We start from the raw sequence: 15,173 nt of genomic DNA on the forward strand, positions 1-15,173 counted from the left end.
CGACTGCATCACGGAACACGCCGGATTCGACATCAGGAGACACACAGATGCGCAGCACGTTACTGCCCACCGCTCTCACCGCCGTCGCCGCCGCCCTGGTGTTCATGACCCCCGGCTCCGCCGCGGCCCAGACGGTCCACACCGAACACGCGACGCGGTCCGGTACCCCCACTGTCGACGCCAACTGCGGCTGGGTGTCGGCCGGCGGACACGACCGCGGCATGGCCTGCTTCAAGGCGTCCGGGGACAAGTTCTACATCAAGGACCTCTACGCCGACGGCCACCACGTGGAGGTGCGCGGGCAGGACAACGTCTCCGGCGACGGATACCGGTGCTGGGAAGACGGCGGCACGGCTGCCGGATGGCAGGTCTGCGACAGCTTCTGGGACGACATCGCCGAAAACGCCACGGTGTCCTGGGTCGTCAGCGTCTACGAGGGCAGCGACCTTCTGTGGAGCGGACCCATCAAGCTCAGCAACGCCTGACGGTGGCCGGTAGGCATATGCCATTGAGATAACCCCCTGCTGAGGGCGGCGCGATCTCGTCAACAACCGCTCGACTCAGGCCTCTTGCCCGTTATCGTGAAGGGGACTGACTCACTCGAACCGGGCCCGATGAGAAGCGACGTGCGACCGCAGGGGGAACCGTGGCGCTCCAGCACGAGTCGACGACGCCGTACCACTCGGTCCAGGACGCCCTGCGCGTCCTGGAGACCGTGGCGCGGCACAGCACCGGAGTCACCGACGCCGAGCTCGCCCGGCACACGGGCATCGGGCCGGAGCGCCTGACCGGCCTCCTGCGGATGCTGCGCCGCGAGGGCTACGTCGAGCAGATCGCCGACGGGGCGTACGTCACGGGCGCCGCCCTGGCCCGCCTCGGTTCCGCCCAGGGCCGCGAGCAGGCACTGCGGGACAACCTCCAGCACACCCTGGACCGGCTGCGGGACTCCGTCGGTGCGGCCGTCTACATCAGCCGGTACGTCGACGGAGAGGTCAAGATCGACCAGTTCGCGGCCGGTCCGGCCACCCCCGTGGTCAACGAGTGGGTCGACTTCCGCTTCTCCGCCCACGCCACCGCGATCGGCAAGAGCCTGCTGGGCCAGCTCGACCACAGCGGCCGGCGCGACCATCTCTCGCGGCACAAGATGGCCCGCCTCACCTCGCGCACGATCACCGACGACAGGGTGCTGCTCTCCCGCCTGGAGTCCCAGCCGCCCACGGTCCCCCACCTCGACCTCCAGGAGTACGCGGTGGGCACGGTGTGCGCGGCCGTCCCGATCACGGCCGGCTCCTCGGTGGGCTGCCTCGCCCTGTCGCTCCCGGTGGAACACGCGCACCGGCTGCGCCAGGCGGCGGACGCCCTGAACCGCAGCGCGGCGCCGGTGCTGCTGTCGCTGGCGATCCAGTCCTGACCGGGCCGCTCCGCGGTGGTCCGAAGCACCCCTCCGGACCAGGTAGTATTTTCTTCGTCGCCGCCGCGAAAGGCACAACATCGCGGTCGGCGCGAGTCAGGCGCCGCTAGCTCAGTTGGTTAGAGCAGCTGACTCTTAATCAGCGGGTCCGGGGTTCGAGTCCCTGGCGGCGCACAGACGAAGGGCCTCTCGTGGGAGCGAGGGGCCCTTCGCTCATACCCCAGGTCCAGCGGGATCGGCTGGGGGTCCGGGGGTTACCCCCGGGAGATACAGCATCAGCGGGTCCGGGGTTCGAGTCCCTGGCGGCGCACAGACGAAGGGCCTCTCGTGGGAGCGAGGGGCCCTTCGCTCATACCCCGGGTCCAGCGGGAGCAGTTGGGGGTCGGGGTTACGAAGGGCCTCTCGTGGGAGCGGGGGCCCCTTTGGGGTATGTCAGGGCGTCCGCGTCCGTCAGCCTTCGATAGGTCCGCTCCCCCGGCGGCCGCCACCACACCGGGTCGCCGCACCGCACCCCTTCCCCTCTCAACCCCGCCCGGTGGATCTTGTTCGTGGCGGTCACCGGCATCCGCTCCACCACCCGCACGAACCGGGGTGCCATCTTCGTCCCCAGGTCCGGCTGGGCGAGCAGGAACCCGGCGAAGGCGACCGGGTCGAACTCCCCCGCGATCGTCGCCATGACCTGGTCCCCGGTCACCGGATCCGGCACGGCGTACACGGCGACGGCGTCCGCGCCCTCGTAGCGGGCGAGGATGTTCTCGATCATCGCGGCGGACAGGTTCTCTCCGTCGACCCGCAGCCGGTCGTCGCCGCGCCCCGCGAAGTACAGATGGCCGTCGGCGTCCCGGCAGAACAGGTCACCGGTCCAGTACCAGCCCTCACGCCGCCGCTCGGCCTCCGCCTCGGGGTTGCGCCAGTACCCCTCGAAGGGGTTCGGCCCCTGGTTGACCAGTTCACCGATCGCCGCGTCCCCGTTGACCAGCCGCCCGCCCGCGTCGAAGATCGCCGGCGGGCACTGCTTGCGGGTCTCCGGATCGAGTACGACGAGACCGGGCCCCGCCCGCCCGACGGCCCCCGGCGGCGTACCCGGCGACCACTGCACGGCGGCCCCGCCCTCGGAGGAGCCGTACCCCTCCACCAGCCGCACCCCGAACCGGCGCTCGAAGGCGGCGGCGTCCACGGCGCCCGCCTCCGTGCCGAAGCCGAGCCGCAGCGGGTTGTCCCGGTCGTCGGGGCGCGGCTCGGTGGCGAGCACGTACTGGACGGCCCGGCCCACATAGGTGAAGTACGTCGCCCGGTAGCGCCGGACGTCCGCGAGGAAGTTCGACGCCGAGAACCGGCGGCGCAGCGCCATGCCCGCGCCGGCCGCGAGGGCGGGCGCCCAGTCGGCGATGACCGCGTTGCCGTGGAACATCGGCATGCAGATGTAGTGCACGTCGTCGGGCCGCACCCGGAACTGCTCCGCCAGGGAGTACCCCGCCGCGGCCAGCCGCCCCTGGCTGCAGATCGCGGCCTTGGGGGCGCCGGTCGAGCCGGAGGTGAAGTACAGCAGGAGCCGGTCGCGCGGGCCGGCGCGGGAGGGGTCGGGCCGGGCGTCGGCGTACGGGGCGAGCAGCGCGTCGTACTCCGGCGTCCCCGTCAGCAGCAGGCGCACTCCCGGCAGTTCGATGCCGTCGAGCAGCGGCAGGTGCGACCGCTCGGTGACCAGGACCCGGCACTCGGTGTGCCGGATGTCGCGGGCGAGCTCGGGGCCCCGGCGGGTGGGGTTGATCCCGGCGACCGCGGCTCCGGCGAGGGCCGCCGCGCCCAGCCACATCGGGTACTCCGGGGTGTTGTCGAGGAGCACCCCGACGTGCGGCTCGGCGCCGGGCGGCAGCAGGTCGGCCAGCAGCGCCGCGCGGGCGCCGGCGCCGGCGGCCACCTCGTGCCGGGTGAGCGTCCGCTCCTCGAACCACAGCCCCGGCCGGTGGTCGCCCCACCCCGCCGCCACCAGCTCCGCGACCGTGCGTGGCGTAGTGGACTCCATGGAGACGCACGGTAACTGACGGTACGTCAGACGTGGAGAGCCGGGTGCGTGCGAGTGTCAGAAGCCGCTCATCGCGCCCAGGCCCGAGGACATGTCCGTGCGGGTGGCCATGAAGCGGGCGCCGGCGGCCACCTCTACGCCGACCCCGGTCGGCCGGCGCGGGAGGAACCTCCCCACGCCGGCCTGGGCACTGACTCAAGAGAACCTCAGAACGTGACGTCCGAGCACGCGTAGAACGCGTTGCTCGTGTCGGCGATCGTCCACACCGCGAGGATGACGTGACGTCCGCTCAGCCCGGACGGCAGGGTGCCGGTGTGGGAGAGCGTGGACGGCGGCCGCTGCCCGTTGTACGGAACGGTGAAGAACGGCGTGAGGTTGAGGTCCGAGCGGGACAGGTTGTGGTTCTGGTTCCAGCCCGGCTTGGTGACGTAGTACTTGAAGTCGGTCGTGGCGTGCATCGCGGTGAACTGCCAGCGGAAGGTGTAGCTCTGACCGCCGTTCACCTTGGTTGCGGGCCACGCGCCGCCGGACGGCGTCCTGGGCGCGCTGAGCTGGGAGAACTGACCCAGTCCGGCGTTGCAGATCGATCCGTCGGCCGGGCCGGAGCCCGGGAAGCCCTTCGGCCCCTCGACACTCTGCGGCTCCCACTGGATGGAGCCGCAGTTGGTCACGGTGCCGTTCTGGCAGAGCTTCTGCCGGCTGATGGGGAGGTCGGTGTAGCCGTGGCTGCTGGCGCCACCGGTGGAGAGCACGAGGGCCCCGGCGGTGCTGAGCCCGAGTGCGGCTGCGTACAACTTGGCCTTTCTGCGCATGCTGCTGCTCCTGGGAACGTGGGGGAAGTTCGGCGAGCTTGCAGGTCTAGACCAAGTCTCAGATTATTACTGACTGTTGAACATGTCCATACCAATCGAGGGAGATGTTCGAGGGGCCGTGAGTCGGCCGTCAGATCGCCGTCTCACCCCGTCCCGCGCAGAACGCCACCGTCAAGTCCTTGACCAGCGCCTTGCGTTCGTAGTCGTCCAGCTCGACCAGGCCCCGCATCGTCAGCCGCGTCACCGTGTCCTCCACCGAGTCGACGACCGAGTCGACCATGGTGGCCCGGTCCTGCGCGTCCAGCACGGCGACCCGGCGGCGGTGCATGGCGGCGGCGACCTCGGGCGCGTACTCCACCCGCACCGGCCGCACCGAGAACACCTCCAGGCCGACCGGGTCCGCGTCCCGCACCACCAGCCGGGTCAGTGACTCACCGGTCGCCTCGATCGAGCCCCGCGGGCCGCCCGGAGTCTCCACCGCCACCCGGGCCAGCGCCGCCTCGACGCCCTCGCGCAGATACGACTCGTGGTCCTCCACCCCGAGCAGCGCCCGCGCGGTGTCCTTCACCCGCCACACCACCTGGACGACCACCCGCAGCGCGACCCCGTTGCCGTCGGCCGCCGGCATCGGCTCGCTGCGCCAGTGCCGCAACCGTACGTCGACCCGGCGGCGCAGCAGCAGCGGGTTGACCCACATCAGGCCGGTGCGCCGGACCGTCCCCCGGTAACGGCCGAACAGCCCGAGCACCCAGGCCCGTCCGGTCCGCCCGCGGGCCAGCCCGCCGAAGCCGAGCAGCCCCAGCACCCCGGCCCCCGCGTACACCGCCCACTGCGCCGGACCCAACTCCGCCCCCGCCGACACCGGCAGCCCCAGCGCCTGCACCGCCGGCGGCGGCAGCACCCCGGCCCACCACGAGGCGGCCAGGCAGCCGGCCGCTCCGCACGCCCCGGCCAGCACGCCCGCCGTGCCGGGCAGCACCCGCGCGGGCCGTTCCACCAGCTCGGGGTCGACCTGCGGCTCGGGACGCGGCTTCGGCTGGACCGGGCGGCGCAGGCGCGGCTGCTCGCCCGTGCCCTGCCGGCGGGCCACGACCGTCGGTCTGAGCGGCACGGACACCGGGCCCGCCTCGTCACGGAACAGCAGATGGACGGGGATCTCGGTGGTCGCCTCGTTCTGGATCAGCCGCGCGGGCCGGGCCGACGCCTCGGCCGGTCCCGCGAACCCCTCGGGCTCGGGCGTGTGAGAAGTGGTCGTGGTCATGCGTTGCCTCCAGCCTCCGCGCCAGATGCGTCACAGGAAGGTCGTGCGGTCGTGGTCGTGCGGCCTTGGTCGTCCGGCCGTGGGTCGAACCGCCGTGGGTGGTACGACCCTGGGAGCGCCCGGCGCTCCGGACTGCCCTCTGCCCTCTGCCCTCTGCCCTCTGCCCTCTGCCCTCTGCCCTCTGCCCTCTGCCACTGAGGGTCCCGCGCCTCCCGTGCGGGGGCCGCTACGCGAACAGCCGCCGCCAGGTCTCCGGCCCCGGATAGCCGTCCGCCGCGCCGCCGCGCCAGCCCTGGGTGCGCTGGAACGCCTCGACGGCACGCCGGTCCGACTCGCCCCAGCGCGGGCCCGGCCCGGTCTTGTAGTGCTTGCCGAACCCCTTCTTCACCAGTTGTCGGCCGAGCTGGGTCACGTACTGGTTGTCGGCGCCCGGCCGGAACAGCGCCCGCCCCGGATAGCCCGGCACCCCGTGCGAGGACGGCTGCTCGGGCGGCGGGGCCGCGGTGGCGGCGGTGGCGGCGGGGATGTCCTTGCCCTTGCCCGTCACCAGCAGCGTCCATGTGCCGGGCCCCGGCAGGCCGTCCGCGTCCTGGCCCCGCCAGCCCTGCGCGATCTGGAAGGCCTGGGTGGCCCTGCGGTCCGCGTCCGACCAGCGGGGGCCCGGGCCGGTGGCGTAGTGACGGCCGGCGCCGCGCTCGACGAGGAGGCGGCCCAGCTGAGTCACGTGCTTGTTGTTGGCGCCGGGACCGAAGTGAGCCCGCCCCGGGTACGGCGCCGGGCTCTTCGGACTCGCCGGCTTGGCGGTGTCCGGCTTGGCGGTGTCCGGCTTGGCGGTGTCCGGCTTGGCGGCACCCTGCTGCCCGGTCTCCGCCTTCGTGCCGCTCGGCTGCCCGGTGTCCGGCTTCTCGCCCGTCGAGGTGCCGCTCGTGAGGCCCTTGTAGCGGTAGGCGACGTAGCGGTCGGAATGGTTCCAGTAGGCGTACGGGATGGACTGGCGCCGGGCGTGCGGCGGAGCCGCCTCGTAGGCGATGTAGTAGGTGTGCGTGTAGTCCGTCCAGCCGCCGAAAATGACTACGTGCGAGCCTTTCCTGGGGTCCGCGGGATTATGGAACAGCAGAATGTCTCCGGGCTGGAGTTCGTCCTTGGAGATACGGACGCCGTACTGGCCGAGGCTTCCGGTCCATTCGTTTCCGGTGAGGCTCCAGGCCATCGAGACGAACCCCGAACAGTCCTGCCGGTATCCGTCCGACCAGTACTTGGACATGCTGTACGGCACCTTCGCGGTGACCCATTTCTTGGCCCGCTTGATGATCTCCGCGCGGGTGGTCGGAGGCGTCTTGACCGGGCCTGCGGGCTGGGCCGGCTTCCCACCGGGACCATGCAGCGGGGCCTTGCCCCCCTGGGGCGTATGGGGCTCGTCACCTGCGGGAACGGCCGGGCGGTCGATGCTGCGGGGAGCGGCGAGGGCGGGGGCCGTGTGGCCGACGACGAGGGTGGTGGAGGCGGCTGCGGCGAGAATCAGCGCCCGGTGTGCCGCCGGGTGGCGGCCGGTCGTGGAATGCGGCAGGACGCGTCTCCAGTGGACGCATCCGGGGCAGTCGCAGTCACCCCCCGGATCGATTTCCTCGAATACCGGAGTCCGAGCCTCCATGCGATTCCCCTCACACTCCAGTCGGAAATGCCCGCGGCTGTACACCCCGTCAGTTTCTCAACTGTCCTCCGCACCCGCATGTTGACGGTCCGAATGGTTTACAGGCCCCGGAAGCCCCGCGCCGCCCCGCCGCCGTGGTCGGAACCACCCCCGCAGGTCAGGTAGAGTTCACGAGTCAGCAGGCGCCGCTAGCTCAGTTGGTTAGAGCAGCTGACTCTTAATCAGCGGGTCCGGGGTTCGAGTCCCTGGCGGCGCACGGCAGTGAAAGCCCCTCGCAGCAGCGGGGGGCTTCCGCATTTGACGCAGGTCACGCGGAGGCGGCTGGGGGTCCGGGGGTCATCCCCCGGAAGATGCAGCATCAGCGGGTCCGGGGTTCGAGTCCCTGGCGGCGCACGACGACGATGGTCCGGAAGCCCCTCGTGCAAGCGAGGGGCTTCCTGCGTGTTTGGCCGGATACCCTCTGGCCATGGCAGCTCGTGACCTGCAGGAGCGGATCAAGAAGCTCATCATCGACCGTCGGCTGGCCTCCGGGGCCCCGCTGCCGACCGAGCCCGAGCTGATGGCTCACCTGGGTGCCAGCCGCAACTCCGTGCGCGAGGCGCTCAAGGGTTTGCAGGCGATGGGCATCGTGGAGATCCGGCACGGCTTCGGCACCTACGTCGGCGCGATGTCCCTCGCCCCCATGGTCGAGGGTCTGGCGTTCCGCACGGTCGCCGGACACCACCGCGGCGAGGACACCCTTCTCCAGCTCGTGCAGCTGCGGGAGGCCGTGGAGACGGGCCTGGTGGCACGGCTCGCCGGCCGGCTCCCGGACACCGACCTCGTTGAACTGGACGCGCTCGTCGACCGTATGGAAGAGCAGGCGGCGCTGGGCGGCGACGGCATCGCCGAGACCGACCGGGCGTTTCACGCCACCCTCTACCGAGGGCTGGACAACGCGTTGCTGGGCGAGGTCATGGAGGCGTTCTGGGACGCCTTCCACCGGGTCCACACCGACCTCGGGGGTGCTCCGCAGGATCCCCTGGTCACCTGCCGGCAGCACCGGGAGATCGTGGACGCGGTGCGGTCGGGCGACGCGATACGGGCGGAGGAGGCGATACGTGAGCATTTCGGCAACATCCGCGCCCGTGTGTCCACAACGGATACACAACACCCCCACAGGTGCCACAATGAGCGCGTATGACCGGTAAACACCTCGTTTCGCATCTTGCGATCATGCGGAACGCCGTAGAACCCTGGGGATGGGTTTACCAAGATGCTGCGGATTCGCGGCAGTTGGGGGGCAAGAAACCGGTTGCCGGTTTTACGGGGAGTAGGGGGCCCCGTTCATGACCGCGTGCCGAGGGGGGCATGATGCAACCGGAAGGTCGCGTTTCCATGTCTAAGGTGTGGAAGATGTGGTGACTGCGGCCCACCACTGATACGCCTGTGAAGGTCGAGGGGGATCGGCACAGTCGTAAAGGAACCGACAGACACGCGGTGACCTGCGTGTGGGGGGATGACTCATGACGTCGACGCCGACGGGCGCCCGGCAGAACTTCGACCCGTCTCAGACCACCCAGCTACGGGTGCCGTCGCAAACCCGGACCGGCACATTCCGCCGGATCAAGAAGACGCTGCCGAAGTATGACTACGAGCACTACAGCCGGCTGGCCGGTCCCCTCACCCAGCCCGATCCGAACAAGCCGTACCGGGTCCAGTACCGCTCGCTGATCTCGCAGGAACCGCACCGGATCAGAGTCGCCCTGATGCTGGCCGCGGCCCCGGTGCTCTCGCTGGTGCTGCTGTTCTGGCTGCTCCAGCCCGAGCACTGGACCGAACGGGACTACCCCGCCTTCGACTTCCTGCCGGCGCTCGACATAGTCATGCTCGTCTCGATCGGCCTGATCGAGTTCTTCCGCTGCATGAACGTGCTGTCCAACGCGCACGCCACGCTGGTCGCCCGCGACCCGATCCCGGTGGTGCCGGAGACCGGCACGAGAGTGGCCTTCCTCACCTCCTTCGTGCCCGGCAAGGAGCCGCTGGAGATGGTGACGAAGACCCTGGAGGCGGCCGTCAAGCTGCGCCACCGGGGTCTCATGCACGTCTGGCTGCTCGACGAGGGCGACAACGCGGAGGTCAAGGAGGTCTGCGCCCGGCTCGGCGTGCACCACTTCTCCCGCAAGGGCGTCGCGAAGTGGAACCAGGCCAAGGGCCCGCACCGCGCCAAGACCAAGCACGGCAACTACAACGCCTGGCTGGACGCGCACGGCGACGACTACGACTTCTTCGCCTCGGTCGACACCGACCACGTGCCGCTGCCGAACTACCTGGAGCGGATGCTCGGCTTCTTCCGCGACCCGAACGTCGGCTTCGTCATCGGCCCGCAGGTCTACGGCAACTACGACAACTTCGTCACCAAGGCCGCCGAGTCCCAGCAGTTCCTCTTCCACGCGCTGATCCAACGGGCGGGCAACAAGTACGGCTCCCCGATGTTCGTGGGTACGTCGAACGCCGTACGCATCAAGGCGCTCAAGCAGATCGGCGGTCTGTACGACTCGATCACCGAGGACATGGCGACCGGCTTCGAGATCCACCGCCACAAGAACCCGGCCACGGGCAAGAAGTGGCGCTCCGTGTACACGCCGGACGTGCTGGCGGTCGGTGAGGGCCCCAGCGCCTGGACCGACTTCTTCACCCAGCAGATGCGCTGGTCGCGAGGGACGTACGAGACGATCCTCAAGCAGTACTGGAAGGGCTGGTACTCGCTGCCGCCGAGCAAGCTCTTCAACTACACGATGATGATCATCTTCTACCCGATGTCCGCCCTCAACTGGATCCTGGCCGCGCTGAGCTGTGCGCTGTTCCTGGGCCTGGGCGCCTCGGGTGTGAACATCGACCCGACGATCTGGCTGATGCTCTACGGCAACGCCTCCGCGCTCCAGATCGGCCTGTACGTCTGGAACCGCCGCCACAACGTCTCGCCGCACGAGCCCGAGGGCTCCGGCGGTGTGGCCGGCATGGTGATGTCCGCGCTGTCGGCGCCCCTGTACGCGAAGGCGCTGATCGACTCGGTGCTGCGCAAGAAGAGCAAGTTCGTGGTGACGCCCAAGGGCGATTCCGCGAGCCCCGACCGGTGGTTCGGCACCTTCCGGTACCACTGGTACTTCATCGCGATCTTCGGCGCCTCGATCGCCGCCGGTTTCGTCTACGGGCACTCGCACCCCGCGATGATCACCTGGGCGACCTTTGCCATGCTGATCACGGCGACGCCGATCTTCGCCTGGCGCTACATGCTGCGTCAGGAGAAGAAGAAGCCCGCCGCGACCGTGCCGGCTCACACCGGGCCGCAGGACGCGGTGGCGACGGGCGCGACCGCGGCTCCGTACCAGCCGCAGCCGATGCCCGCGCACGCCACACCGCCGCACTCGCCCCACGGCCAGCACAAACCGAGCTGGGCCGCGTCGGGCAGCGGCGGCAACGACCAGACGATGCAGATCGCCCTTGGTGGACTTGGGGGACGTAAGGAATGAACGACCGTGCAGGCCGCCGCCGCGCCCGTCGACTTGCGATAGGCACGGCGGTGGTGCTCGCGCTGGCCGGGATGAACGGGCCGTGGCTCTATCGCGTCGGCACCGAGAAATACCACCAGTACCAAATCAACAAGCCCGAGTACAAAGCCGAGAACGGCAAGTGGGAGATCATCGAGTTTCCCGAGGAGTACCGCCAGAACACCATCCACGCGGCGCTTCTGCACACCGGCAAGGTGCTGCTCGTCGCGGGCTCGGGCAACAACCAGGACAACTTCGACGCGAAGAAGTACGACTCCCGGATCTGGGACCCGGTCAAGGGCACGATCAAGAAGGTGCCGACGCCGAACGACCTGTTCTGCACGGGCCACACCCAGCTGTCCAACGGCAACCTGCTGATCGCGGGCGGTACGAAGCGGTACGAGAAGCTCAAGGGTGACGTCACCAAGGCCGGCGGCCTGATGATCGTCCACAACGAGAACCCGGACGAGCCGATCACGCTGCCCGCGGGCACCAAGTTCACGGGCAAGGAGAACGGCAAGACGTTCGTCTCCAAGGACCCGGTGCTGGTGCCGCGCGCGAAGAAGGTCTTCGACAAGGCGACCGGCGAGTTCCTGCGCAACGACCCCGGCCTCGGCCGGATCTACGTCGAGGCGCAGAAGAAGGGCGCCAAGTACCAGACCGGCACCCAGGACAACTACCGGATCCAGGGCCTGTCCGGCGCCGACGCGCGCAACACGTACGGCATCGCCCAGAAGATCGCCCTCGACAAGAAGGACTTCCAGGGCATCCGGGACGCCTACGAGTTCGATCCGGTCGCCGAGAAGTACATCAAGGTCGACCCGATGCACGAGGCCCGCTGGTACCCGACGCTCACCACGCTGAGCGACGGCAAGATCCTCAGTGTCTCCGGCCTCGACGACATCGGCCAGCTGGTGCCGGGCAAGAACGAGGTGTACGACCCGAAGACCAAGAAGTGGACGTACACGGCGAAGGTCCGGCAGTTCCCGACGTATCCCGCGCTGTTCCCGCTGGAGAACGGGAAGATCTTCTACTCGGGTTCGAACGCGGGGTACGGGCCCGACAACGTGGGCCGCGACCCCGGCATCTGGGACGTCGACACCAACAAGTTCAGCAAGCTGCCCGGCCTCAGCGACCCCAAGCTGATGGAGACCTCGGGCACGGTGCTGCTGCCGCCGGCGCAGGACGAGAAGTACATGGTGATCGGCGGCGGTGGCGTCGGCGAGTCCAGGCAGTCCAGCGAGAAGACGCGGATCATCGACCTCAAGGACGACGCCCCGGAGTTCGTGGACGGGCCGTCGCTGGAGAAGGGCACCCGGTATCCGCAGGCGTCGGTGCTGCCCGACGACACCGTGCTGGTGTCGGGCGGTTCCGAGGACTACCGGGGCCGCGGCGACTCCAACATCCTCCAGGCGCACCTCTACCGGCCGGGCACGAACGAGCTCGACCGGGTCGCCGACCCGCTGGTGGGCCGTAACTACCACTCGGGGTCGATCCTGCTGCCCGACGGCCGGGTGATGTTCTTCGGCTCGGACTCGCTGTACGCCGACAAGGCCAACACCAAGCCGGGCAAGTTCGAGCAGCGGATCGAGATCTACACGCCGCCGTATCTCTACCGGGACGCGCAGCCGTCGCTGTCGGGCGGGCCGCAGACCATCAAGCGGGGCGGCACGGGGACGTTCACCTCGCAGCACGCCTCGTCCATCGAGAACGTACGGCTGATCCGGCCGAGCGCGTCCACGCACGTCACGGACGTGGACCAGCGGTCGGTGAAGCTGGACTTCAAGAAGTCCGGCGACAAGATCACGGTGGCTGTGCCGACGAACCGGAACCTGGTTCCGTCGGGGTGGTACATGCTGTTCGTGACGGACGATCAAGGGACGCCGTCGAAGGCGCAGTGGGTGCGAGTGCCGTAGCGCTGCCGCGGGTTCCGTTCTCGGCTGCGGGTTCCGTCCTCGGCTGCGGGTTCCATGTGGCTGGTCGCGCGGTTCCCCGCGCCCCTCGGGGCGTGGGGCCGCCGCCAGCCACATGAGCCCCGGCGCTACTTACTGGCCTTCGCGAGGTTCAAGGCGTACTCCGCCCACCACTGGCCCGCCTTCGGGCCGCCCTTGCATTCGCCGTCCGACTCACCGGGGCGTTTGACCCAGATGTAGGCGTCGACCAGGGGGTCGGACGTCTTGGTGGTCGGGGTTTCGCCCAGGGCGCGGCCGGGCGGGTTGCACCAGCGTTCGTTCGGGTCGCCCTCGGTGTAGGGGCCGTTGCCGTTGCGGCTGGTGTCGATCACGAAGGGCTTGTCGCCCACCTTGCCGGAGAGCTGCCTGCCGTACGCGATCGAGTCCTTGGTCGTGTAGAAGTTGGAGACATTGACCGAGAAGCCGTCGGCCTGGTCGATGCCCGCCCACTTCAGGGGCTCGAAGATCTGGTCGGGATGGCCCCAGCCGGCGTTGCCCGCGTCCACGTAGACCTTGGTGTTCTTCAGCGACTTCAGCTTGCCGATGGCGCCCTTGAGGAGGTCGTAGCGCTCCTCGTGGAACTCGTCCGGGGTGCAGCCGTCCACCAGGTGCAGCAGGGCGTCGGGTTCCAGGATCACCGTCGCGGCGCGGTCCTCGATGCCCTTGGCGACACCGTCGATCCAGTCCCGGTAGGCGTTGCCGTCGGCGGCGCCGCCCTGGGAGTACTGGCCGCAGTCGCGGTGCGGAATGTTGTAGAGGACCAGCAGGGCCGTGCGGCCCGCCTTGTCGGCGGCCTCCGTGTAGCCGCGTGCCTCGTCCTCCGGGTTCTCCGGGCCGATCCACTCGCCGGTCGGCTGCTGGGCTATTTTGCGGATCTGCTCGGCGTCGTCCTTCTTGCCGCCCTTCTCGTAGTCGGCCACCTGCTCGGCCGCGTTCCCGTCCGGGTTCACCCAGAACGGGTCGGTGCCCTTGGGCTGTTGGGTGATCCCGGCACCGGTGTTGTCGTCCGGTTCGTCTCCGTCCCCGGAGGAACAGCCCGCGACCAGCAGTGCCGCCCCCAGCAGCATCGCGGACGTCCGCGCGCGAGCGCCCCTCCAGGCCCCCCTCTTCAGGTACATCCAGCTCCCCCTCGGGTGCTTTGTTCCAAGGCTCAATCCTGACATACCTGTCGTGGGGCGAACGAGGTCGCCGAGCCTTGTCGGGGAGCTGTTACAGCCACTATGACGACTTCCAGGGGCGGGGCGCCGGCGTGCCCGCGGGGCCGTCCCGCCGGCGGGAAACAGGGGAATCAGGTGAGACACGGAAGGGGAGTGTGCGGTCATGCACCGGTCCACCCGGGAGATCCGGCTCGCCGAGGCGTTGGTGGAGTCGGCGGACACGCTCGTCGAGGAGTTCGAGGCCGCGCACCATTTGTCGCGCGTCGCCGACCACTGTGTACGGCTGCTGCCCGCGCGGGCGGCCGGGATCATGCTGATCGACGACGGCCGGGCGGTGACGCTGGCGGCGGGTGGCGCGGACCGGGAGACCGTGCTGGAGCTGCTCGGGGCGCAGCACGGCGGCGGGCCCTGTCCGGACTGCTACGGCTCCGGCCGGCCGGTGCCGCCGGTGTCGATCGGGGCGGCCCGGGCCGCGGGCCGCTGGCCCGACTTCACCGAGCGGGCCCTCGCCCATGGCGTCTCCGTCACCTACGCGGTCCCGCTGCGCCGCCGGCAGCGGGTGCTGGGCGCGCTCAACGTCTTCGGGCCCGCCGTGCCCGGCGGCTCCCCGCCCGAGGACGGCACGACGCTGCGGCTGGCCCAGCTCATCGCGGACTGCGCGGCCCTCGGGCTGGAGAACAACAGCACCTACACGCAGTGCCGCACCCTGGCCGGTCAGTTGCAGCAGGCCCTGTCGAGCAGGGTGCGCATCGAGCAGGCCAAGGGCATGCTCGCCGAGCGCTGGAACACGGGCGCCGACGACGCCTTCGTGGCGCTGCGGCAGTACGCGCGCCGACACCGGCTGTCCCTGGACCGGGTGGCGCGGGCGGTCATCGACCGGGTCGCGGACGACGCCGAGCTGCGCCGGGCGGCGGGGCGGGGCGACGAGGGGCGCCCCTGACGGCTGCCGACGCCCTCCCCGGGCCTCTGACGCGCTCTTCTGGGCCCCTGGCACTTGCCCCTAGGCTCCGGGCCGTCTTCCGTTCTAGAGTCGTCCCCGGACGACCCCAGCCCCCGGTCGGCCCGTCTCCACTGGTCGTACAAGGCCTCCCGCGCCGGACGCCGGGTTACTCCCGCAGCCCGTGCGCCCGCGGTCGAGGACCGGCCCGGTCGGCGGCTCCGGGGGGAGCGGGTCACCGACCGGGCCCGGTGCGTCCGGCCCCCGTCAGCGGTCCGGCCCCCTCACAGCCCCGTACCCGTCAGGTACGGAGCGGGTCACCGACCGGGCCCGGTGCGTCCGGCTCCCGTCAGCGGTCCGGTCCCGTCACCGCCCCGTACCCGTCAGGTACGGAGCGGGTCACCGACCGGGCCAGGTGGGTCCAGCCCCCGTCAGCGGT

General features: G+C 70.1%; 10 protein-coding genes, 2 tRNA genes and 1 pseudogene. 8 read left to right on the plus strand and 5 right to left on the minus strand.

The genetic code is table 11. From position 1 onward, the window contains the following. Positions 1–47 precede the first annotated feature (47 nt). The 3 genes from AC3ETA_RS03415 to AC3ETA_RS03425 all read left to right on the plus strand — a co-directional run bounded on the left by AC3ETA_RS03415 (position 48) and on the right by AC3ETA_RS03425 (position 1,585). A complete protein-coding gene (locus tag AC3ETA_RS03415) occupies positions 48–485 on the plus strand; it encodes a hypothetical protein (protein ID WP_432191295.1) in 438 nt (145 codons plus the stop codon). A 161-nt stretch (positions 486–646) separates the two neighbouring features. Then, entirely contained in the window at positions 647–1,411 is a 765-nt protein-coding gene (locus tag AC3ETA_RS03420; RefSeq protein ID WP_432191296.1) for an IclR family transcriptional regulator, read from the plus strand. 100 nt (positions 1,412–1,511) lie between these two features. Then, positions 1,512–1,585, plus strand: a tRNA-Lys gene (locus tag AC3ETA_RS03425). A 101-nt stretch (positions 1,586–1,686) separates the two neighbouring features. On the opposite strand, the pseudogene AC3ETA_RS03430 reads toward AC3ETA_RS03425, so the two are convergent. From AC3ETA_RS03430 to AC3ETA_RS03445, 4 genes and pseudogenes are all read right to left on the minus strand, one after another. Further along, positions 1,687–3,434 (minus strand): annotated as a pseudogene (locus AC3ETA_RS03430) (AMP-binding protein). A gap of 206 nt (positions 3,435–3,640) precedes the next feature. Beyond that, the gene (locus tag AC3ETA_RS03435; protein WP_432191297.1) at positions 3,641–4,246 is read right to left on the minus strand and encodes a lytic polysaccharide monooxygenase auxiliary activity family 9 protein; all 606 of its coding nucleotides are present in this window, start codon (positions 4,244–4,246) and stop codon (positions 3,641–3,643) included. A gap of 130 nt (positions 4,247–4,376) precedes the next feature. Continuing rightward, entirely contained in the window at positions 4,377–5,507 is a 1,131-nt protein-coding gene (locus AC3ETA_RS03440) for an SPFH domain-containing protein (protein WP_432191298.1), read from the minus strand. 226 nt (positions 5,508–5,733) lie between these two features. Continuing rightward, positions 5,734–7,158: a peptidoglycan-binding protein gene (locus AC3ETA_RS03445; RefSeq protein ID WP_432191299.1), complete on the minus strand. Its 1,425-nt coding sequence runs from the start codon at positions 7,156–7,158 to the stop codon at positions 5,734–5,736. A gap of 182 nt (positions 7,159–7,340) precedes the next feature. On the opposite strand from AC3ETA_RS03445, the gene AC3ETA_RS03450 reads away from it, so the two are divergent. The 4 genes from AC3ETA_RS03450 (at position 7,341) to glxA (ending at position 12,604) form a co-directional block, all read left to right on the plus strand. Continuing rightward, positions 7,341–7,414: transfer RNA gene (locus tag AC3ETA_RS03450), tRNA-Lys, on the plus strand. 210 nt (positions 7,415–7,624) lie between these two features. Beyond that, positions 7,625–8,341, plus strand: a complete 717-nt coding sequence (locus tag AC3ETA_RS03455) for a FadR/GntR family transcriptional regulator (protein ID WP_432191300.1) — start codon at positions 7,625–7,627, stop codon at positions 8,339–8,341. 322 nt (positions 8,342–8,663) lie between these two features. Beyond that, complete coding sequence (locus AC3ETA_RS03460; protein ID WP_432191301.1) at positions 8,664–10,670, plus strand: glycosyltransferase family 2 protein; 2,007 nt, start codon at positions 8,664–8,666, stop codon at positions 10,668–10,670. After that, the gene (gene glxA / locus AC3ETA_RS03465; RefSeq protein ID WP_432191302.1) at positions 10,667–12,604 is read left to right on the plus strand and encodes a radical copper oxidase GlxA; all 1,938 of its coding nucleotides are present in this window, start codon (positions 10,667–10,669) and stop codon (positions 12,602–12,604) included. Before AC3ETA_RS03460 ends, glxA begins: the two co-directional genes overlap by 4 nt. 125 nt (positions 12,605–12,729) lie before the next feature. Here the strand turns inward: glxA and AC3ETA_RS03470 are convergent, their stop codons facing one another. After that, a complete protein-coding gene (locus AC3ETA_RS03470) occupies positions 12,730–13,758 on the minus strand; it encodes a glycoside hydrolase family 6 protein (protein ID WP_432191303.1) in 1,029 nt (342 codons plus the stop codon). Between the two features lie 202 nt (positions 13,759–13,960). Between AC3ETA_RS03470 and AC3ETA_RS03475 the strand changes: the two genes are divergently transcribed. After that, positions 13,961–14,737, plus strand: coding sequence for a GAF and ANTAR domain-containing protein (locus AC3ETA_RS03475; RefSeq protein WP_432191304.1), 777 nt, complete (start codon positions 13,961–13,963; stop codon positions 14,735–14,737). The last annotated feature ends 436 nt before the right edge of the window (positions 14,738–15,173 follow it).

This window comes from Streptomyces sp. bgisy027, assembly GCF_057710365.1.